Below are 19,762 nucleotides of genomic sequence, written 5' to 3'. Positions count from 1 at the left end.
TGCCCGGTCGGCACCCGGCGAGGCGGGTGCCGGTGCGCGTGCGGCACGGGCGGCGATGCCGTGGATGTCACTGCGCGGCCCCGGACGCGGCATCCTGCCGGTTGGCGCAGGTGGCGCAGAGGCCGAAGATGTCGACGACGTGCTCGGCGTCGCGGAAGCCGTGCAGGGATGCCGTGCGCTGAGCCCACTGCTCGACATCCTTCGCCTCGATCTCGACGGTCAGCCCGCACGACCGGCAGATGAGGTGGTGGTGGTGCCCCTCCGTCGAGCAGGCGCGGTACAGCGCCTCACCCTCGGGGCTCTGCAGCGAGTCCGCCTCGCCCGAGGCGGCGAGCCCGGCGAGGGCCCGGTACACGGTGGCGAGTCCGATGCCGGTGTTCGCCTGACGCAGCTCGGCGTGCAGCGACTGCGCGCTCACGAAGCCGCGCGCGTCGGCGAGCGCATCGCGCACGCGTTCGCGCTGCCAGGTGTTCCGCTGAGCCATGCCTCGAGTCTAGGCCGGGCGCCTGTGCGGGCGGTCAGCGCTGATCACGGTCAGCGACCGACCGGCCGCACCCGCTGCGTGATCCAGCAGCCCGCATAGATCAGGAACGAGATGGTGGTGATGTACGGGCTCACCGGGAGGGTTCCGGCGAGCGCCAGCAGGATGCCTCCGACCGCGGCCGTGAACCCGAAGAGCGATGCCAGCAGCGGCACCGCGACCGGGCCGCTCGACAGGCGCATCGCCGCCGCCGCCGGGGTCACCAGCAGCGCCATCACCAGCAGCGCGCCGATGATGTGCACGCTGACCGCGACGATCAGCCCCAGCAGCACCATGAAGGTGAGACTCACCGCGCGCACCGGCACACCGCGCGCTGCCGCGGATTCGGCGTCGAGCGAGTCGAAGCGCAGCGGATGCCACATCAGCAGCAGTCCGACCAGAACGACCGCGGAGATGCCGATCAGCCAGCCGAGATCCGGGCTCGACACCGACACGATCTGGCCGGTCAGCAGCCCGAATCGGTTGGCCGTGCGCCCGTCGACCAGGGAGAGGAACAGGATGCCGAGGCCCAGCCCGAACGGCATCAGCACGCCCACGATCGAGTTGCGGTCCCGCGCCTTCGCGCCCAGCACGCCGATGAGGATCGCGGCGACCAGTGCGCCGCTGAGCGAACCGACGACCACGCTGCCGCCGAACAGCAGCGCGGCCGCGGCCCCGGCAAACGACAGCTCGCTCACACCGTGCACGGCGAAGGCGAGGTCGCGCTGCATGACGAAGACGCCGATCAGCCCGCCGACGACGCCGAGCACGGCGCCCGCGATGAGTGAGTTCGACAGCAGCGCCAGCAGCTCGCCGTAGTCCTGGAACGAGAACACATCGCCCCAGTCGAGCATCGGCCTCATGCGTGGGCTCCCCGGTGTGCGGCGGCGCCGTCGTCGTCGTGCTCGTGCGCGTGCGTGCCCTCGGCATCCGGCGCTCCGACGACCACCAGCCGGTCTCCGGCGCGCAGCACGAACACGGCCGTGCCGTACAGGTCGGTGAGCACGCGGCTCTGCAGCACCTCGTCGGGGGTGCCGAGCACGAAGCGTCCGCCGGCGATGTACAGGATGCGGTCGACGAGCCCGAGGATCGGATTGACGTCGTGGGTGACGAACAGCACGCCGGCGCCCTGCCGGCGCTGACGGTCGATGATTCCGGTGATGCCGCGCTGATTGGCGAGATCGAGGCCGGAGAGGGGTTCGTCGCAGAGCAGCAGCATGGGGTCGTCGGCGAGAGCCTGACCGACGCGCAGGCGCTGCTGCTCACCACCCGAGAGCAGTCCGACCGGACGCTCGGCGTAGTGCGCGGCGCCGACCCCCTCGAGCAGCGCGTCGACGCGGGCGCGATCGCCGCGGTGCGGGATCGGCAGCCCGAAGCGGGTGCCGTTCACGCCGAGGGCGACGAGGTCTCGCGCGCGCATGCTCGTGTCGGGCGGCAGCGGGCGCTGCTGGGGCACGTAGCCGATCCGGCGGTCACCGCGTCGGGCGGGCTGCCCGCCGACCCGGACGGTGCCGGCCGAGAGCGGCTGCAGGCCCAGGATGCTGCGCAGCAGCGTCGTCTTGCCCGACCCGGACGGTCCGAGCACGGCGAGGAACTCCCCCGGCGCGACGTCGAGGTCGAGTCCCGACCACAGCTCGCGGCCGGAGCGGTGCAGCGCGGCACCGCGGATCTCGAGCACGCTGGCTGGGGCGCCGCTCATCCGTCGAGTGCGGCGGCGAGGTCGGAGATCGCGGAGCGCATCCACTCAGCGTACGACTGGTCGGCGTCCAGCAGCTCGTGGAACGTGATCACCGGGATGCCGGCGTCCTCGGCGGCGGCTTCGATGCGGCTCGTCTCCGCCCCTCCGGTCTGCGCGTTGGCGAGCACGGCGCGCACGGCACCGTCTTCGACGAGCGACAGCGACTCGAGCAGGATCGCGGGGGCGACCTCGTTGCCCTCCTCCACCGCCGAGGCGAAGCCCTCCGGGGCGACGTCGTCGAGGCCGGCCGCCGCGGCCAGCGCCCCGGGCAGCGGTTCGGTGATGAACACCGGCGTGCCCTCGAGCGTCGTGTGCAGGGCGTCGAGCTCGCCCTCGATCCCTTCGAGTTCACCGGCCAGCTGCTCGGCCGCCGCGGCGTACTGCGCCTTGCCCGCCGGGTCGATCTCGGCGAGGTCGGCGGCGATCTGCTCGGCGACGTGCGAGACGGTGTGCACGTCGAACCAGACGTGCTCGTTGAATCCGTCGATGTGCGCGTGGCCCTCGTGCTCGTCGGCATGCTCGTCGTCGGCGACGACGGCATCCGGGTAGTCGTGCGAGAACTCCGCGGCCGTGATGACGACGGCATCCGAGCCGGCGATCAGCTCGTCCATGAACGCGTCGTATCCGCCGCCGTTCTCGATGCCGAGGTCGGCCTTCTGCACCGCGAGACGATCGCGGGCGGTCGCCTCGTATCCGTGCGGATCCTTCGCCGCGGAGTCGATCAGACTGGTCACCTCGACCCGATCTCCGCCGATCTCCGCCGCGAGCTGACCGTAGACGTTGGTCGAGGCGACGATCTGCAGCGCGCCACCGTCCGCATCCGCATCGCCGGCGGTGGCCGTGCATCCGGTCAGGACGAGAGCGGATGCGGCGGCCAGGGCGAGGGGGAACAGACGCGACTTCATGATCGCCAGTCTAAATGCTAATGAGAACCATTCTCAACTCGACGTCGATCCCCGGCTCGATGGTCAGCGAAGAGCGGGTCGGCGAGGTCAGAAACGTACGCGAACACGACGATTCGCGTACGTTTCCGACCACTCACGCCCGTGGCAGAGGGATCAGGCCTTGAGCCAGGCGGTCGCCTCTCCGGGCAGGGCGCGGGCGCGAAGCGGCTGACTGGTGAGCACCAGGGCATCCGCGTCGGCGCCGAGGTCGAACGGCTCGGTGCCGAAGTTCGTCACCACCTGCCAGCCGTTCGGGCGCGAGAAGCGCAGCACGTCCGCGCGTCCCGTGTCGTGCCACTCGAGCCGCTCCTCCGTCTGCAGTCGACGGCGCAGGGTCAGGGCCTCGCGGTAGAGCGAGAGGGTGGATGCCGGATCCGCGGCCTCGACATCCACCGCATACTCGGCGAACCACGACGGCTGCGGCAGGTGCGCGCCGTCGGAGCCGAAGCCGAACGACGAGCCCTCGGCGGTCCAGGGCAGGGGAACGCGGCATCCGTCGCGGCCGAGGCCGTCGAACTCCGCGCCGCGGAAGAAGGCGGGGTCCTGGCGCTGCGCTGACGCGATGTCGGCCACCTCGTGCAGGCCCAGCTCCTCGCCCTGGTAGAGGTAGGTGCTGCCGGGGAGCCCGAGCAGCAGCATCGTGGCCGCCTCGGCGCGCCGACGTCCCTGTTCGCGGTCGAGTTGATCCTCGGGGCCGCCGGCGGCCACCCACTCCGTGCCCTGCTTGACGCGCCGTCCGTTCAGCGGTGCGAGCCCGTAGCGGGTCGCGTGCCGGGTCACGTCATGGTTCGAGAGCACCCACGTCGTCGACGAGCCGGTCAGCTCGCTCTGCGCGAGGTTGACGGTGATGAGGCTGCGGAACTGCTCCGCGTCGAAGTCGGCCTCCAGCAGGTCGAAGTTGAACGCCTGTCCGAGCCCTTCCGCCGAGGCGTAGCGGGCCCGTCGCTCGGGCGTCTGCACCCACGCCTCCGCGACGGCGGTGCGCGGCGGATCGTACTCGTTGAACACGCGGCGCCATTCGGCGTAGACCTCGTGCACGTCGTCGCGGTCGGTGATCGGATGCTGTCCGGTGGTGCTGTCGATGGCCTCCAGCTCGGCACGGCTGGGCAGCGGCTCGGTCAGATCCTTCGTGAGCATGTGGGCGACGTCGATGCGGAAGCCGTCGACGCCGCGGTCCGACCAGAACCGCAGGGTCTTCACGAAGTCGGCGCGCACCTCGGGGTGCGACCAGTTCAGGTCGGGCTGCTCGACGGCGAAGTGGTGGAAGTACCACTGGCCGTCCTCCACGCGCTCCCACGCCCCGCCCCCGAACACCGACACCCAGTCGGTGGGCGGCTCGCTGCCGTCCGGACCGGTGCCTTCGCGGAAGATGTACCGCTCCCTGGCAGCAGAGCCCCGTCCCGCGGCCAGCGCCTCCTGGAACCATTCGTGCAGGTTCGACGAGTGGTTCGGGACGATGTCGACGATGACGTGGATGCCGCGCTCGTGCAGCGCCTGCACCATCCGGTCGAACTCCTCGAGCGTGCCGATGCGGGGGTCGACGTCGCGGTAGTCGGCCACGTCGTAGCCGCCGTCGGCGAGCGCGGACGGGTAGAAGGGGCTGAGCCAGACGGCGTCGATCCCCAGCTCGGCCAGGTAGTCGACGCGGGAGAGGATGCCGGCGATGTCGCCGATGCCGTCGCCGTTCGCGTCAGCGAAGCTGCGCGGGTAGATCTGATAGACGGCGGCCTGGCGCCACCAGGTGGTGGGGTCGGTGGCGTTCTGCTCGGCGAGGGACGGGTCGGTCATGGAGCTCCTTGTCTAGCGGGGGGTCTGGTCGGGCTGGTGGATGGATGGGCCTGGAGGGTCGTCGGGTCGGCCTGGAGGGTTGCGGGTGGCGCCGAGGCGTCAGCCCTTGACGGCGCCCTGGGTGACGCCTTCCATCACCCATCGCTGGGTGAACAGGTAGGCGACGATCGCGGGCGCCATCGCCATCAGGTACGAGGCGAAGGCGACGTTGTAGTTGTTGCTGAACTGGTTCTGGAACAGGTTCTGTCGCACCGGAAGGGTCTGCAGGTTCGGGTCGGAGATGATCAGCGACGGCATCATGAAGTCGTTCCACGCGTACAGGAAGGCGAAGATGCCGACCGTGGCGCTCATCGGAGCGAGCAGGGGGAAGATCAGTCTCCAGAAGGTCTGCCAGGTGGTCGCGCCGTCGATGCGCGCGCTCTCCTCGAGCTCGATCGGGATCGATCGCAGGAACGCGGTGAACAGCAGCACGCTGAAGCTGAGCTGGAACATCGTGGCGAGGATGATCACGCCCATCGGGTTGTCGAGCCCGACCCGGCCGGTCAGCTGGATCTGCGGCAGGGCGACCACCGGGAACGGGATGAACATCGCCGCGAGCAGGTAGAAGAACGAGTACCGGAAGAACCGGCGATCCCAGTTGCGCACGATGGCGTACGAGGCGAAGGCGGCGAGCACGATCGTCGCGATCACGGTTCCGGCGGTGACGGCCATCGAGATCGCCGCGCCGACAGGGAACTTCGTGAGGTTCCACGCCTGCACGAATCCGTCGACGCTGAACGGCGCGGGCAGCGAGAACGCGTTGCCGTCGACGGCCTGACCGGTGGTCTTGAACGCCATCGAGATCGTGACGTAGAGCGGCAGCAGCACGGTGACCGCGCACAGGAGCAGGATGATGGTGCCCGACCAGTTGATGCGCTCCATCTTCTGACGCTGTCGGCGGCCCTCGGGTCCGAGGACGATGGCGGTGGTGGATGCCCTGGTGAGAGCAGGCTGGGTGGTCATCAGAGCGCATTCCTTCCGCGCGTCAGCGAGAGCTGGAGCAGGGAGATGAGGACGGCGACGATGAAGAAGATCGTCGCGTTCGCCATCTGGTAGGCGTAATCGCCGCCGTTGAAGCCCGCGATGATCGTCATCGCGACGCTGCGGGTGGAGGTGCCGGGTCCGCCGTTGGTGAGACCGACGATGATGTCGTAGGCGTTCAGGAAGCCCTTGAACCCGAGGATGACGTTGATCACCACGTACCCGGCCACCAGCGGCACCGTGATGCGCATCAGCTGCTGGGTCTTGGTTGCGCCGTCGATCGACGCCGCCTCGTACACGTCACCGGGCACCGACAGCAGCCCGGCGATGTAGATGAGCATCGTGCCCGGGATGGCCTGCCACGCCGTGACGATGACGATCGCGACCCACGCGAGGTCGGGGTTGGCCAGCAGGCTCGTCTGCAGCCACCCGATTCCCGTCGCCGCTCCGACCGCCGGGATCGAGTTGGAGAACAGGAAGTTGAAGACGTAGGCGATGATGATGCCCGAGATCACCATCGGGATGACGAAGACGGTGCGCAGGCCGGTCTTGAACCGGATGCGCGAGGTGAGCCCCACCGCAAGCAGGAACGCGACGATGTTCACGACGATCACCGTGGCGATCGAGAACCCGAAGGTGAACAGGTAGCTCTGCAGGATGGCCGGATCGCTGAACATCGCGATGTAGTTCGTCAGCCCGTTGAAGCTCCAGTCGCCGAGCCCGATCGAGTCGGTGAAGCTGAAGAAGATGCCGATCACGCCGGGGACGGTGATCGCCAGGGTGAACAGCACGAGGGTGGGGACGAGGAAGAGATAGTAGATCGGCTCGACGCGGCGACTGCTGCGCCGGCGGGTGCGGTCGCCCTGCGTGATGACCGTGGAGGTGGTGCTCATTCTGCCGACTCCTTCGTCTGGCTGGTGGGCGCCGGGGCGCGGAAGGCGATGCGCGCCCAGTCGGCGTCCATCGTGCGCAGGATGTCGGCGGGGTCGGCCCCGAGCACCATGGCCTGCGCGTAGTTGAAGACGGGGATCGTCTTGGGCACCAGCACCGACGGGCCCTGGTAGATGCGGCCGTCGTCGTAGTACTCGATCATCCCCTCGATGCGCGGATCGTCCGGCGCAGGCGCACCCTCGAGCGGGGTGAACCCGAGCTGCGACGCGTTGTACGCCTCGATGTGCTCGGGCAGGTAGAGGTACTCCAGGAAGTCCCTGGCGGCTTCCTGGTGCCGCGACTCCTCCGGGATCATCGCCGCGAGGTCCATGTTCACCCGCACGGCGAGGTCGTCGGGGTCGTCGGTCATCGGCAGCGGGAAGGTGCCGAGTTCGAGGTCGGGCGCGGTCTTGGCGATCTCGCTGAACGCCCACGGGCCCTGCAGGTACATGGCCGCCTCGCCCCGTGAGAAGGCGAGGTTGCCGTCGCCGTAGCCGCGGCTGGGTGCGTCATCGTTCGTGTACTCGGTCGCGAGGGTCAGCATCCGATCCATCGGCTCGGCGAAGTCCTTCTGAAACGACACCTCCGAATCGGGGCCGACCTCGGTGCCCTCCTTCGCCAGCGCGTCGAAGAAGTCGAGCACGTCGAGCGAACCGCCCACCGAGTAGTCGTACCACCCCTGACCGACGGTCCAGTCGTCTTTGAACGTGCCGTAGAACGGGGTGATGCCCGCCTCTGTCAGCTGGTCGGCGAGCTGCAGCAGCTCGTCCCAGGTGCGCGGCACCTCGAGCCCCTGCTCCTCGAAGATCTGCTTGTTGTAGATGACCGATGCGGCCATCACCGAGTACGGCAGGGCGCTCGTGCGCCCCTCGCACGACCCGTACTGCGCCATGAGCGGCTGCAGGTCGTCGCGCACGTTCTTCGCCGCGTCGGTGCCGCCGAGATCGCTGAGCGCGCAGCGCTGCACGAACCGAGCGACCTCGTAGTTGTAGTTGGCGAGCATGATGTCGGGCGGGTTTCCCCGGACGAAGCTCGCCGAGACGACGTCGACACCCGAGGTGTCGATCTCGACGCGCACGTCGTCCTGCGAGTCGTTGTAGTCGGCGACGACCTTCGTCATGAACTCGATCGCCTCGCGTTTGCTGAACGTGAAGCGGATGGTCTCGCGGCCGTCTGACGAGCAGCCGACGAGCGCGGAGCCGAGCAGCGCGAGCACCGCAGCGCTCGCCGCCGCGCGCACCGCGCGAGGAGATTTCACAGACACCGTCGTCCTTTCGATCTGAAGATCCAGAGAGTAAATCTAATCACTAGATCTAATCGCTTGCCGGTACTCTCTCAGAGGGGAGGGAAGAGGTCAAGACCTGTGAGCGATATCTCCGCAGATCTCGGCACCGGCAGAGCCAGCGTCGGAGCGGTGCTGGACTACGCCTGGACCGCGGGAGAATTCACGGCGACGGATGCCATGGCATCCATCTCCATCACCCGATCCACCGCGATCGAAGCGCTCGCCACCCTGGTCGGCGCGAAGATCCTGACGGAGCTGCCGAATGCCAGAGCGGCTGGAGCGTATCGCGCCGGCCGCCCGGCCCGGCGCTTCACGCTCTCCCCCGACCTCGGTGTGGTGGCGGGCATCGACGCGGGCGACACGCATCTCGCGGTCACGATCGCCGATCTGCTCGACACCACGCTCGCGCATCGTCGTGTCGAACTCGACCCCCAGCAGACCCCGGCGCAACGACGAGCCACGATCCTGCAGCACCTCGATCGATCTCTGGCCGAAGCCGGCCAGACCCCCGAGTCGCTGCTGGCGATCTGCGTGGGCGTCGCCGCTCCGGTCGACCGCGATGGCGCCTCTCCGCCGCATCCGCAGGGATTCTGGGAGCGCACCAACCCTGGCCTCGCGGCAGCGCTCGCCGACCGGGCGCCTGTCATCGAGGTCAAGAACGACGCGCTCGTCGCCGCCGTCGCGGAGGGCTCGCTGGGCGAGGCGGTCGGATGCCGCGACTACGTGGCGCTGCTGGCCGGTGAGCGCTTCGGCGGCGGGGTCGTCGTCGACGGTCACCTGCTGCACGGCGCGCACGGCGGCGTCGGCGAGGGCATCGTGTTCGATCACATCATCGGCGTGGGCTCGGCCTTCGGCCTGAGCTACGCGGTGCAGGACGAGGTGCGCGCCGCCGTGACCCTCGGCGAGATCGACGGCCGGGGGCCGGTCGGCGGGCTCTCGGACGCCGCCCGCATCGATCCGCGCACGGTGCTCGCGGCAGCCGCCGCCGGCGATCCGGACGCGGTGCTCGTCTGCTCGCGGGTCGGAGAGAAGCTCGCGCGCATCGTGGGCGTGCTCGGCAGCATGTACGACCCCGCGCGCGTGATCGTGTGCGGGGCGATCGCCGAGAGCATCGAGCCCGTGGTCGCCGCGGCGCGCGCCGTGCTGCCCGATCAGCTGCACCTTCCAGCACCCGAGCTGCTCGCGTCGTCGCTGGGCGCGGAGGTCGTCTCGCTCGGCGCCGTGGCGACCGCGCGACGCGCAGCGCGCGAGCGCGCCGTGCCCCTGCTCGCCGAGCGCCGCCTCGCGCGCGCCTGACCCCCTCCTCCCCCACCCCAACCGCTACTCGCTCCGGTATGAGTTCGTGCCGCTTCCCGGTGCAAGAAGCGGCACAAACTCATACCGGAGCGAGAGGCGGGTATCAGTCGACGAGGAGGGCGGGCTCCTCGAGGATCGACGCGACGTCGGCGATGAAGCGGCTCATGCCGTCGCCGTCGATCACGCGGTGATCGAACGAGCCCGACACCGTCGTGACCCAGCGCGGGCGCACCTCGCCGTCGACCACCCACGGCTTCTGGGCGATCGTGCCCATGGCGACGATGCCGGCCTCGCCGGGGTTGATGATCGGCGTGCCCGCGTCCATGCCGAAGACGCCGATGTTCGTGATCGTGATCGTGCCGCCCTGCTGGTCGGCGGGGCTCGTCTTGCCCTCGCGGGCGGTGAGCGTCAGACGGTTCAGCGCGCGGGCGAGCTCCTTCATGCTGAGGTCCTGCGCGTCCTTGATGTTCGGCACCAGCAGACCGCGCGGGGTCGCGGCGGCGATGCCGAGGTTGACGTAGTGGCGCACGGCGATCTCGGCACCTGCGTCGGTGTCGACCCAGGCCGCGTTGACCATCGGGGTGCGACGGGCGGCCCAGATCACGGCGCGGGCCATGACCAGCAGCGGCGACACGCGGATGTCGGCGTAGTCGGGCGAGGCCTTCAGCCGCTTCACCAGCTCCATCGTGCGCGTCGCGTCGATCTCCTTCCACACCGTCACATGCGGGGCGGAGTACGCGCTCTGCACCATCGCCGACGAGGTCGCCTTGCGCACGCCCTTGACGGGGATGGACTCGGAGCGCCCGTCGTCGACCCGCGGCGTGACGGGCAGCTTCTCCTCGCGCACAGCGCCCCACGCGGGAGTCTCGATGTTGCGGAACACGCTCGCCTGCTCGGCGTGCTTCACGACGTCGTCGCGCGTGACCTCGCCGTCGGCACCGGACGGCGTGACCTCGGTGAGGTCGACGTTCAGATCGCGCGCGAGCTTGCGGATCGGCGGCTTCGCGATCACTCCCACCGACGAGCGCACCGGGCCACGCCCACTGGGCCCCTGCGCCTGTCGCGGGGTGCGGCGCCGCGAGGTCGCCCCTCCCCCGGTGCCGTAGCCGACGAGCACCGAGCCGCCGCCCTCGTCGGTCGCCGGCGGTGCGGCGGGATCCTTCGGGTTCGCCGCGATACCGGCATCCGCAGCCTCGGCCTCCGACACGAAGGTGATGATCGGCGATCCGACCTCCACCGTGACGCCCTCGGCGACCAGCAGCTCGCCGACGACGCCGGCGTGCGGAGAGGGCAGCTCGACCAGCGACTTCGCGGTCTCGATCTCGCAGATGACGTCGTTGACCGCGACGGCGTCGCCGGGGGCGACCTTCCATGCCACGAGCTCGGCCTCGGTGAGACCCTCGCCGACGTCGGGAAGAGTGAAGGTTTCGGTGGTCATGAGAGATGTCCTCCGTCGGGGATCAGTAGGCGAGGGAGCGGTCGACCGCTTCGAGGATGCGGTCGGCATCCGGCAGGTAGGTGCTCTCGAGCTTGGCGGGCGGGAACGGCGCGTCGAAGCCCGACACCCGCAGCACCGGCGCCTCGAGCGCGTAGAACGCGCGCTCCATCACGGTCGCGGCGATCTCGCTGCCGACGCTCGTGTGACCCGGCGCCTCCTGCGCATAGATCATGCGGCCGGTGGAGCGCACCGAGTCGAGGATCGGACCGTAGTCGACCGGGGAGAGCGAGCGCACGTCGACGACCTCGCAGCTCGTGCCCTCGGCCTCGGCGAGTGCGGCCGCCTGCAGCAGGGTGGTCACCATGGCACCGTGGCCGACGAGAGTCACGTCGGTGCCGCGGCGCACCACGCGGGATGCGTGCAGGGGCAGGGCGGATGCCTCGAGCTCGACCTCGCCCTTCTGCCAGTAGCGGCTCTTCGGCTCGAGGAAGATCACCGGATCGTTCGACCGGATCGCCTCCTGGATCATCCAGTAGGCGTCGTTCGACGTCGACGGCGCGACCACCCGCAGACCCGGTGTGTGCGCGAAGTACGCCTCGGGGCTCTCCTGGTGGTGCTCGACGGCTCCGATGTGCCCGCCGTAGGGGATGCGGATCACGACGGGCATCGACAGAGCACCCTCGTGCCGGTTGGTGAGCTTCGCGAGCTGCGAGGTGATCTGGTCGAAGGCGGGGAACACGAATCCGTCGAACTGGATCTCGACCACCGGGCGGAAGCCGGCCATCGCGAGGCCGATCGCGGTGCCCACGATGCCGGATTCGGCCAGCGGGGTGTCGAGCACGCGGCGGTCGCCGAAGTCACGCTGCAGGTGCTCGGTGATCCGGAAGACGCCGCCCAGGCGGCCGATGTCCTCGCCCATCAGCAGCACGCGCGGGTCGTCCTCCATCGCCTTGCGAAGGCCGGCGTTCAGCGCCCTCGACATGGGCATCGACTCGATGGTCACGATGCACTCCCCTCGAACGAGGCCTCGTAGTCGTCCAGCCAGGCCTTCTGCTCGGCCATCAGCGGGTGCGGGTCGCTGTAGACGTGATCGAAGATCAGCGACCGCTCCGGCGAGGCGAGGGTGACGGCGCGGCGGCGGAGGTCTTCGGCGGCGTCCGCCGCCTCGGCATCCGTCTCGTCGAACAGGGATGCCGGCGCGCCCCGCCCCTCGAGGAACGCGCGCATCCGCGCGATCGGGTCGCGCTGCGCCCAGCGCTGCTCCTCATCGGAGCCGCGGTACTTGGTGGGGTCGTCGCTCGTCGTGTGCGCGCCCATGCGGTAGGTGACCGCCTCGATCGCGCGCGGGCCGAGGCCGCTGCGGGTCTCGTCGAGCAGCGCGCGCGAGACGGCGTAGCTGGCGAGCACGTCGTTGCCGTCGACGCGCACCGACGGGATGCCGTACCCCGCGCCACGGCCGACCAGCGGCACCTTCGACTGCGTCTGCACGGGAACCGAGATCGCCCAGTGGTTGTTCTGCAGGAAGAACAGCACGGGAGCGTCGTAGCTGGCGGCGAAGACCATGGCCTCGTGCACGTCGCCCTGGCTGGATGCGCCATCGCCGTAGTAGGCGACGACGGCCTCGTCACGGTCGACGTCACCCGTGCCGGTGCGCCCGTCGAAGGTGAGCCCCATCGCGTAGCCGGCGGCGTGCAGCGTCTGCGACCCGAGCACCAGCGTGTAGATCCGGGTGTTGCCGTTCTTCGCATCGAGGGGGTTCCAGCCGCCGTGCGAGGTGCCGCGCATCACCTTGAGGATGTCGACCGGATCGACGCCGCGGATGCGGGTGACCGCGTGCTCGCGGTACGAGGGGAACAGGGTGTCCTGCGTGCGGGCCGCCCGCGCGGACCCGACCTGCGCGGCCTCCTGACCGCGACTCGGCGGCCACAGCGCGAGCTGGCCCTGACGCTGCAGGTTGGTCGCCTGGGTGTCGATCGCGCGGATGACGACCATGTCTCGGTAGAACTGCTCGAGCTCGGCGTCGGTCAGCGCGTCGATGAGGGGCAGGTAGCGCTCGGCGTCAGCCGAGGGTGCGTAGCTGCCGTCGTCGGCGAGGACGCGAACGAGGGGTGCTTCGATCGGGGTCACCCGACCACGCTACCCACGTCGGCATGCCAGGTCACGCATACCTAGGGGTTCCTCGTAAGTGCCCGGCATCTGGACTTCTCGTGTCAGAGCAGCGACTTCGCGACGGCCAGCACGCGATCGATCGACTCCTCTTCGCCGACCGAGATGCGGATGCCGTCACCCGAGAACGGGCGCACGATCAGGTCGGCGGCGTCGAAGGCTGCGGCGACCTCGTCGGTGCGCTCACGGGCGGGCAGCCAGACGAAGTTCGCCTGGGAGTCGGGGACCTGCCAGCCCTGCGCCCGCAGGCCGCCGATCAGGCGGGTGCGCCGCTCGACGATGACCGAGATCCGCTCGCGAAGCTCGGCCTCGGCATCGAGACTGGCGATCGCCGCGCGCTCTGCCGCGCTGGTCACCGAGAGCGGGATGCCCGTGGTGCGCGCGGCGTCGAGCACGCGCGGATGCCCGATCGCATAGCCCACGCGCAGACCGGCCAGGCCGTACGCCTTGGAGAAGGTGCGCAGCACGACCACGTTCGGATGACGCTCGAAGACACGCTCGCCGAGACCGTCGACGGCGTCGGGAGCGGTGACGAACTCGGCGTACGCCTCGTCGAGGATGATCAGCACGTCCTGCGGCACACGGGCGACGAAGGCGGCGAACTCGGCGCTGCTGACGACCGGCCCGGTCGGGTTGTTCGGGGTGCACACGATCACCACGCGGGTGCGCTCGGTGACGGCATCCGCCATCGCGTCGAGGTCGTGCCTGGCGCCGGACGTGAGGGGCACCTGCACGCCGGTCGCGCCGGCGACGAGCGGAAGGCTCGGATACGCCTCGAATGAGCGCCAGGCGTAGACGACCTCATCGCCGACCGACGCGGTGCCGAGCACGAGCTGGTGCAGGATCGACACCGACCCGGCGGCGACGTGCACCGCGTCGGGCTCGACGCCGTACTTCTCGCCGAGGCGGGCGCGCAGTGCCGCTGCGGACGCGTCGGGGTAGCGGTTGATCGGAGTGGTCGTCTGCAGGGCCTCGAGCACCGACGGGAGCGGCTCGAAGGGGTTCTCGTTGCTCGAGAGCTTGAAGGCGTCCGGCCCCGCCTGCTTGCCCTGGCGGTACGGCGGCAGGGCGGCGATCTCGGGACGGATGCGGGGCAGGGTCGGCTCGGTCACGGGATCAGTCTAAGAGCGGCCGTCGCCGTGCAACGCCGCCGTCCCGTCCCTTCGCGCAAGAGCGGATGCGTGACAGGATCAGCACATGCGATTCCTCATCCGCGTCGTCATCAACGCCTTCGCCATCTGGGTCGTCACGCTGATCTCGGTTCTCGGAGTCGGCATCCGGCCGTTCGCCCCTGGCGGCGACCTGCAGGTCGCGCTGACCCTGCTCGCCGTCGGTGCGGTCTTCGCGCTGGTCAACTCGATCATCGGCACGGTGATCCGCATCGTGGCGTTCCCGCTGTACATCCTCACGCTCGGCCTGATCTCGTTCGTCATCAACGGCCTGCTGCTCTGGATCACCGCGTGGATCACCAGCGCGTTCAGCTGGGGGCTGACCGTCGAATCGTTCTGGTGGGGTGTGGTCGCGGCTTTCCTGATCTCGGTCATCAACGCGATCCTCGGCGGCATCCTGCGACCGCAGGAGAAGAAGAAGCGCCGCTGATCGGCGCACCCGCCCTGGGCTCACGGCCGCGTCGCCTGGAACTCCATACGCTCGACCGAGACGATGTCACCGGCCTCCGCCCGGAGACTCGCGTGCAGACTCCTCACGCGCGCGTCACCCGAGGCGTCCGCCCGGGAGATCGTCTCGTCGTAGGCATCGCGGAAGTGCGAGGGAACCGAGCTGAGCTCGTTCTTCGTCGCGTACTCGCGCGAGACGGTGATGCCCTGCGGCGATCCGGTCGCATGTGCCGGGCCGCCCGCGGTCAAGCCGGCGCCGACCGGGTCGTCGGTGTGGAAGATGCGGATGAGGGTCTGATCCGCGCCCAGTGACGGCACGGCAGGGCTTCCGACGATCATCACCCGGGGCGTCTGGTACATGCCGCTCATCGCCACGGCCCCGGCGATCGCCGCGCCCTGCGAGTATCCGACCAGGTCCACGCGCGCCCCCTCCTCCGCACCCGCCAGCCGGAGCGCCTCGACGGTCGCCGCGTACGCCGCGCTCTGCTCGCGGTCGACGTAGAGGTCCCAGTTCGATCCCATGTCCCACGGGTCGCTGCCGCCGCTGGTCATTCGGCGCGTGCCGTCGATGTACGCGACGAATGAGACCGCACCACCGGCGTGGGTGCGCTTCTCGACGGCGACCTGTGCTGCGCCGCCGGGCAGACGCGTGACGAGCTGCGTGAGCGTCACGGCCGATCCCGTGACGGATGACGTCGACACCCGCCGGACGGCGACGGGCGGTGCGGCCCCCGTGATGACGGTGCCGCGCGGGACCGTTCCGGCCGCCGCCGTGCCGTCGCGGAGCATGCCGACGAGCATCCGCATCGGAAGCGCGGCGTGCATGCTGTAGGCGCCCCACGCGATCGAATCCAGCGACTGGTCGAAGAGGCCCGTCGTGGATGATGCCTGCCACGTCGAGGTGAGGGTGAGTGCCATGGTGTCCAGCTGCTCGTTCGAGGCGAGCAGCTCATCGATGCGGGTCTGCAGGCGGTCGGCTTCTGTCGGCCGCCTGATCGAGAGCATCTCCTGCTCGGCGCGCAGATCGGCCAGTTCGAAGGCATCCGCCATGATCGCCGTGCCCGCGGCATCGGAGGCGAGATCCGCACTCTCGTCTGCGAGCCTCTGCGCCGTCACCCACAGCGCCGACAGATCGATGCACGTCGGCGCGCTGCGCGTCGCGGCGAGCACCCGGTGCGCGCGGCGGACGCTCTCCCCGGCGTCGGCCAGCCGCGCGGCCACCGCGGCCATCCGATCGGACACCGCCCGCATCTGGTCGGGGTCGACGGCGATCGCTCCCCCGCCGGTGATCTGCAGGTCGCCGCTCATGTGATCCCCCGGAGGCAGTCATCGCGATGCGCGACGACCTCCGCGCTGTGCGCGTCGGCCTCGCGGCGTCGTTCGATGAGCGAGGCGCGCAGGATCTCGACGGCATCCGCTCGCCAGTGGGAGTCGGCGATCAGCCGCGACAGCTCGATGCGCACCTGCGTGAGCGTGTCGAACGCATCGTCGAGCAGGCGCACGCCGCCGAGGAGGGCGGCCATCTCGTCAGCCGACGATGCGCCGGGAGGGGTGATCGCGAGCATGTCTCCAGGGTGCGCGGCTCTGCGCGCCCTGACCCCCGCGAATCCCGGCAGCTGTGCACAAGTCGACAGGATCCGCGATTGGGGACGGAGGTGGTTGCGGGCACAATGGTGTGATGACCGACCCGGATCCCTTCCGCGTCATCTTCGTCTGCACAGGCAACATCTGTCGCTCCCCGATGGCCGAAGTGGTGCTTCGTGCGCTCTCCGCGCAGAACGGGCTCGGCGCGCGCGTCATCTCGCGCAGCGCCGGCACCGGCGACTGGCACGTCGGCGAGCGCGCGGACGGTCGCACGCTCGACGCCCTCAGTCGGCGCGGACTCGACGGGTCGCACCATCGCGCCAGGCAGTTCAGCGCGGCAGCCTTCTCGGAGAACGATCTGATCGTCGCGCTCGATCGCACCCACGAGCGCATCCTGCGGGCCTGGGCCCACAACGAGGACGATGAGGGCAAGGTCACTCTGCTGCGCGCGTTCGACCCGCACGCGTCGAGCATGGACGTGCCGGATCCGTACTACGCCGGCCCTGCGATGTTCGATTCGGTGCTCGGTATGATTGAGACCGCCACCCGCGGCCTCTTCGCCCAGCTCGAACCGGCTGTGCGGGCATCCCATCGCCGTCTCGCGTGACGCGGGACCCTGAGCAGGAGGACCTGCCCTGACTTCTCTGCCCTCGCTCCCGACCCAGCCGCTCAGCCCCCTCGACGGCCGCTACCAGGCCGCTGTGTCCGGGCTCGCCGACTATCTGTCCGAGGCGGGCCTGAACCGCGCCCGCGTCGAGGTCGAGGTGGAATGGCTGATCGCCCTCACCGATCGGTCGCTGTTCGAGACGACGCCGCTGGCGGATGCCGACAAGGAGCGCCTGCGTGCGCTGTACCGCGACTTCGGTCAGGCCGAGATCGACTGGCTGGCCGAGAAGGAGGCCGTCACGCAGCACGATGTGAAGGCCATCGAGTACCTGGTGCGCGATCGCCTGCAGACGCTGGGCCTGGATGCCATCGCCGAGCTCACACACTTCGCGTGCACCAGTGAGGACATCAACTCCGCCTCCTACGCCCTCACCGTCAAGCGCGCCGTCGAGCAGGTGTGGCTGCCCGCCCTCGACCTCGTGATCGCGAAGCTGCGCGAGCTGGCCGTCGAGCACGCCGACGCGGCCATGCTGTCGCGCACGCACGGACAGCCCGCGACCCCGTCGACCATGGGCAAGGAGCTCGCCGTCTTCGCATGGCGCCTCGAGCGCGTGCGCGGCCAGATCGCGGCATCCGACTACCTGGCGAAGTTCTCCGGCGCGACCGGCACGTGGTCGGCGCACCTGTCGGCCGATCCGGATGCCGACTGGCCCACGATCGCCCGCGAGTACATCGAGGGCATGGGCCTGGGGTTCAACGTGCTCACCACGCAGATCGAGTCGCACGACTGGCAGGTCGAGCTGTACGACCGGGTGCGCCACGCCGGCGGCATCCTGCACAACCTCGCCACCGACATCTGGACGTACATCTCGCTGGGCTACTTCGCGCAGATCCCCGTCGCCGGCGCGACCGGTTCGTCGACGATGCCGCACAAGATCAACCCGATCCGGTTCGAGAACGCCGAGGCCAACCTCGAGCTGTCGGGCGCGCTGCTGAACTCCCTCTCTCAGACCCTCGTCACGAGCCGTCTGCAGCGCGACCTCACCGACTCCACCACGCAGCGCAACATCGGCGTCGCGTTCGGGCACTCGCTGCTCGCGCTCGACAACCTGCGCCGCGGGCTGAACGCGATCTCGCTGCGCCGCGAGGTGCTGCTCGACGACCTCGACCACAACTGGGAGGTGCTCGCCGAGGCCATCCAGACCGTCATCCGCGCCGAGGTGGTCGCCGGCCGCTCGACGATCAGCGACCCGTACGCGCTGCTCAAGGAGCTCACCCGTGGTCACCGCGTGGGCGCGGCGGAGCTGGCGGAGTTCGTCGGGAAGCTCGAGATCGGGGATGCCGCGAAGCAGCGCCTGCTCGCGCTGACTCCGGCGACGTACACCGGCATCGCCGAGCGCCTGGCTCGCTGAGCCCGGTCACACCGCGTCGGGGTCGGGCACGCCGTCGCGGGGCATGAGCACCGCCGCGAGCAGGGTCAGCGCCGCGAAGACGGCAGCGCCGACGAACACCCACGTCGACGCCCAGACGACCGTGGCGGCGTCGCCCGCGTCGAGCAGCGAGTTGGAGATGGCGCCGAGCACGGCCACGCCGACCGCGCTTCCGGCCGACCGGGCGAAGCCGTTCATTCCCGTGACGGCCGCCCGCTCTCCCCAGCCGACCGCGGCCTGAGCGCCGATCAGCGTCGGGGCGGCCGTCCACCCCAGCCCGAATCCGAGCACGAAGGCGACGACCGCGAACAGCAGCGGGTTCGGCCACGGCGCGATGAGCACCAGGCCGGCCGCCGCGACGGTTGTGATGGACATGCCGATCAGCACCGTGCGCCGGAATCCGATGCGCAGATACAGCCTGCCGACGAGGGATGCCGCGAGCGGCCAGCCCATGCTCAGTGCAGCGACCGCGAGGCCGGAGACCAGGGGGATGGCCCCGCCGGCGCCCTCGAGGTACGCGGGCCCGAAGGTCGTCACGCGACGGTGAGCGCACCGACCCCGAAGGCGACCGCCGTGCAGGTGAGGATGAGCCGCCGGGTGATGAGGGCGAAGTCGATGATCGGCTCCGTTGCCCGCTTCTCGACGAAGGCGAAGACGACGAGCAGCAGCGCGCCCCCCACGAAGCAGATCGCACTCTGCCACGACAGCCATGCCCAGGCGCTGTCGCCCTCGAGCAGTCCGAGGATGATCCCCGTGAGGCCGAGCGTCAACAGCACCGCGCCGAGGTAGTCGATGCGGTGCCGGTGCCGTTCCACCTGCTCGTGATACCTCGTCACCAGCATCCATCCGGCCAGCAGGCACAGCGGCACGTTGATGAAGAAGATCCACCGCCAGGCATCCAGCTGGGCGAAGATGCCGCCGAGCGACGGGCCCACGACCGACGAGATCGCCCAGACACTGGCCATGTAGCCCTGCACCTTGGCCCGCTCGCCGACCGTGTAGATGTCACCCACGATCGTCATGGCCATCGGGCCCACGGCCCCGGCGCCGAGACCCTGCACGACACGGAACAGGATGAGCGTGACCATGCTCCACGCGAACCCGCAGAGCACCGATCCCGCCAGGAACAGGCCGATCCCGATCAGGATGATGGGCTTGCGACCGATGGTGTCGGCGAAGCGCGAGTAGATCGGCACGCTCACCGCCTGCGCGAGGAGGTAGACCGAGAACAGCCACGGGAACAGCTGGTAGTCGCCGAGATCTCGCACGACCGTGGGCACCGCGGTGGCCAGGATCGTCGTGTCGATCGCGATGAGCCCCGTGGCGAGCATGAGCGCACCGAGCACGGGCCCGCGCTCCGATCGCAGACCGACGGAGGCGCGATCGACGGAGACGGTCATG

Annotated in this window: 18 protein-coding genes and 1 pseudogene; 4 read left to right on the top strand and 15 right to left on the bottom strand. The window is 69.8% G+C overall.

All coding sequences use genetic code 11. The annotated features are described in order from the left end of the window. Window positions 1-67: 67 nt before the first annotated feature. The 8 genes from AB0O65_RS08885 to AB0O65_RS08850 form a co-directional block, all read right to left on the bottom strand. Window positions 68-484 carry a transcriptional repressor gene (locus AB0O65_RS08885; protein WP_071640591.1) on the bottom strand — a complete coding sequence of 139 codons (417 nt, stop codon included), beginning with the start codon at window positions 482-484 and terminating at the stop codon, window positions 68-70. A gap of 50 nt (window positions 485-534) precedes the next feature. Next, window positions 535-1,383, bottom strand: coding sequence for a metal ABC transporter permease (locus tag AB0O65_RS08880; protein WP_363384248.1), 849 nt, complete (start codon window positions 1,381-1,383; stop codon window positions 535-537). Next, on the bottom strand, window positions 1,380-2,219 hold the full coding sequence (locus tag AB0O65_RS08875) for a metal ABC transporter ATP-binding protein (RefSeq protein ID WP_071640595.1): 840 nt from the start codon (window positions 2,217-2,219) through the stop codon (window positions 1,380-1,382). The genes AB0O65_RS08880 and AB0O65_RS08875 overlap by 4 nt, the downstream gene beginning before the upstream one ends. Continuing rightward, the gene (locus AB0O65_RS08870; RefSeq protein ID WP_363384245.1) at window positions 2,216-3,163 is read right to left on the bottom strand and encodes a zinc ABC transporter substrate-binding protein; all 948 of its coding nucleotides are present in this window, start codon (window positions 3,161-3,163) and stop codon (window positions 2,216-2,218) included. The genes AB0O65_RS08875 and AB0O65_RS08870 overlap by 4 nt, the downstream gene beginning before the upstream one ends. A gap of 153 nt (window positions 3,164-3,316) precedes the next feature. Beyond that, window positions 3,317-4,990: a glycoside hydrolase family 13 protein gene (locus AB0O65_RS08865; protein ID WP_363384242.1), complete on the bottom strand. Its 1,674-nt coding sequence runs from the start codon at window positions 4,988-4,990 to the stop codon at window positions 3,317-3,319. Between the two features lie 99 nt (window positions 4,991-5,089). After that, the gene (locus AB0O65_RS08860; RefSeq protein ID WP_313480683.1) at window positions 5,090-5,911 is read right to left on the bottom strand and encodes a carbohydrate ABC transporter permease; all 822 of its coding nucleotides are present in this window, start codon (window positions 5,909-5,911) and stop codon (window positions 5,090-5,092) included. A gap of 80 nt (window positions 5,912-5,991) precedes the next feature. Further along, entirely contained in the window at window positions 5,992-6,903 is a 912-nt protein-coding gene (locus tag AB0O65_RS08855) for a sugar ABC transporter permease (protein WP_071644561.1), read from the bottom strand. Next, entirely contained in the window at window positions 6,900-8,204 is a 1,305-nt protein-coding gene (locus AB0O65_RS08850) for an extracellular solute-binding protein (protein ID WP_363384239.1), read from the bottom strand. Before AB0O65_RS08850 ends, AB0O65_RS08855 begins: the two co-directional genes overlap by 4 nt. Before the next feature lie 99 nt (window positions 8,205-8,303). Here AB0O65_RS08850 and AB0O65_RS08845 point away from each other — a divergent pair, with 99 nt between their 5' ends. Continuing rightward, the gene (locus AB0O65_RS08845) at window positions 8,304-9,521 is read left to right on the top strand and encodes an ROK family protein (RefSeq protein WP_363384236.1); all 1,218 of its coding nucleotides are present in this window, start codon (window positions 8,304-8,306) and stop codon (window positions 9,519-9,521) included. A gap of 103 nt (window positions 9,522-9,624) precedes the next feature. On the opposite strand, the gene AB0O65_RS08840 is transcribed toward AB0O65_RS08845, so the two are convergent. From AB0O65_RS08840 to AB0O65_RS08825, 4 genes are all read right to left on the bottom strand, one after another. Beyond that, complete coding sequence (locus AB0O65_RS08840) at window positions 9,625-10,959, bottom strand: dihydrolipoamide acetyltransferase family protein (protein WP_191712446.1); 1,335 nt, start codon at window positions 10,957-10,959, stop codon at window positions 9,625-9,627. Window positions 10,960-10,981: 22 nt separating this feature from the next. Then, window positions 10,982-11,947 carry an alpha-ketoacid dehydrogenase subunit beta gene (locus tag AB0O65_RS08835; protein WP_363384951.1) on the bottom strand — a complete coding sequence of 322 codons (966 nt, stop codon included), beginning with the start codon at window positions 11,945-11,947 and terminating at the stop codon, window positions 10,982-10,984. Window positions 11,948-11,958: 11 nt separating this feature from the next. After that, complete coding sequence (locus AB0O65_RS08830) at window positions 11,959-13,086, bottom strand: thiamine pyrophosphate-dependent enzyme (RefSeq protein ID WP_363384233.1); 1,128 nt, start codon at window positions 13,084-13,086, stop codon at window positions 11,959-11,961. Between the two features lie 83 nt (window positions 13,087-13,169). Beyond that, window positions 13,170-14,237 carry a histidinol-phosphate transaminase gene (locus AB0O65_RS08825; RefSeq protein WP_363384230.1) on the bottom strand — a complete coding sequence of 356 codons (1,068 nt, stop codon included), beginning with the start codon at window positions 14,235-14,237 and terminating at the stop codon, window positions 13,170-13,172. Between the two features lie 85 nt (window positions 14,238-14,322). Here AB0O65_RS08825 and AB0O65_RS08820 point away from each other — a divergent pair, with 85 nt between their 5' ends. Further along, complete coding sequence (locus AB0O65_RS08820) at window positions 14,323-14,724, top strand: phage holin family protein (RefSeq protein WP_363384227.1); 402 nt, start codon at window positions 14,323-14,325, stop codon at window positions 14,722-14,724. Window positions 14,725-14,744: 20 nt separating this feature from the next. Here AB0O65_RS08820 and AB0O65_RS08815 read toward each other — a convergent pair whose 3' ends face one another. Together AB0O65_RS08815 and AB0O65_RS08810 are read right to left on the bottom strand one after the other, a co-directional pair. Further along, on the bottom strand, window positions 14,745-16,049 hold the full coding sequence (locus AB0O65_RS08815) for a hypothetical protein (protein ID WP_363384224.1): 1,305 nt from the start codon (window positions 16,047-16,049) through the stop codon (window positions 14,745-14,747). Beyond that, the gene (locus AB0O65_RS08810) at window positions 16,046-16,306 is read right to left on the bottom strand and encodes a hypothetical protein (RefSeq protein ID WP_363384221.1); all 261 of its coding nucleotides are present in this window, start codon (window positions 16,304-16,306) and stop codon (window positions 16,046-16,048) included. The genes AB0O65_RS08815 and AB0O65_RS08810 overlap by 4 nt, the downstream gene beginning before the upstream one ends. A gap of 113 nt (window positions 16,307-16,419) precedes the next feature. Here AB0O65_RS08810 and AB0O65_RS08805 point away from each other — a divergent pair, with 113 nt between their 5' ends. Together AB0O65_RS08805 and purB are read left to right on the top strand one after the other, a co-directional pair. Next, the gene (locus tag AB0O65_RS08805; RefSeq protein ID WP_071641175.1) at window positions 16,420-16,932 is read left to right on the top strand and encodes a low molecular weight protein-tyrosine-phosphatase; all 513 of its coding nucleotides are present in this window, start codon (window positions 16,420-16,422) and stop codon (window positions 16,930-16,932) included. A 37-nt stretch (window positions 16,933-16,969) separates the two neighbouring features. Next, window positions 16,970-18,343 carry an adenylosuccinate lyase gene (gene purB, locus AB0O65_RS08800; RefSeq protein WP_363384948.1) on the top strand — a complete coding sequence of 458 codons (1,374 nt, stop codon included), beginning with the start codon at window positions 16,970-16,972 and terminating at the stop codon, window positions 18,341-18,343. Window positions 18,344-18,349: 6 nt separating this feature from the next. Here the strand turns inward: purB and AB0O65_RS08795 are convergent. After that, window positions 18,350-19,761, bottom strand: a pseudogene (locus AB0O65_RS08795) (MFS transporter). Between the last annotated feature and the right edge of the window lies 1 nt (window position 19,762).

The organism is Microbacterium sp. NPDC077391, assembly GCF_040686955.1.
Classification (GTDB): Bacteria; Actinomycetota; Actinomycetes; order Actinomycetales; family Microbacteriaceae; genus Microbacterium; species Microbacterium commune.
The sequence above is the reverse complement of the archived record's forward strand: the minus strand, read 5'-3'. Positions and strand labels throughout refer to the sequence as shown.

Bases quoted from the DNA above. Each gene is read 5' to 3' on its own strand.
- AB0O65_RS08885 (WP_071640591.1), bottom strand. From the start codon at position 484: ATGGCTCAGCGGAACACCTGGCAGCGCGAACGCGTGCGCGATGCGCTC.
- AB0O65_RS08880 (WP_363384248.1), bottom strand. From the start codon at position 1,383: ATGAGGCCGATGCTCGACTGGGGCGATGTGTTCTCGTTCCAGGACTAC.
- AB0O65_RS08875 (WP_071640595.1), bottom strand. From the start codon at position 2,219: ATGAGCGGCGCCCCAGCCAGCGTGCTCGAGATCCGCGGTGCCGCGCTG.
- AB0O65_RS08870 (WP_363384245.1), bottom strand. From the start codon at position 3,163: ATGAAGTCGCGTCTGTTCCCCCTCGCCCTGGCCGCCGCATCCGCTCTC.
- AB0O65_RS08865 (WP_363384242.1), bottom strand. From the start codon at position 4,990: ATGACCGACCCGTCCCTCGCCGAGCAGAACGCCACCGACCCCACCACC.
- AB0O65_RS08860 (WP_313480683.1), bottom strand. From the start codon at position 5,911: ATGGAGCGCATCAACTGGTCGGGCACCATCATCCTGCTCCTGTGCGCG.
- AB0O65_RS08855 (WP_071644561.1), bottom strand. From the start codon at position 6,903: ATGAGCACCACCTCCACGGTCATCACGCAGGGCGACCGCACCCGCCGG.
- AB0O65_RS08840 (WP_191712446.1), bottom strand. From the start codon at position 10,959: ATGACCACCGAAACCTTCACTCTTCCCGACGTCGGCGAGGGTCTCACC.
- AB0O65_RS08835 (WP_363384951.1), bottom strand. From the start codon at position 11,947: ATGCCCATGTCGAGGGCGCTGAACGCCGGCCTTCGCAAGGCGATGGAG.
- AB0O65_RS08820 (WP_363384227.1), top strand. From the start codon at position 14,323: ATGCGATTCCTCATCCGCGTCGTCATCAACGCCTTCGCCATCTGGGTC.
- AB0O65_RS08815 (WP_363384224.1), bottom strand. From the start codon at position 16,049: ATGAGCGGCGACCTGCAGATCACCGGCGGGGGAGCGATCGCCGTCGAC.
- AB0O65_RS08810 (WP_363384221.1), bottom strand. From the start codon at position 16,306: ATGCTCGCGATCACCCCTCCCGGCGCATCGTCGGCTGACGAGATGGCC.
- AB0O65_RS08805 (WP_071641175.1), top strand. From the start codon at position 16,420: ATGACCGACCCGGATCCCTTCCGCGTCATCTTCGTCTGCACAGGCAAC.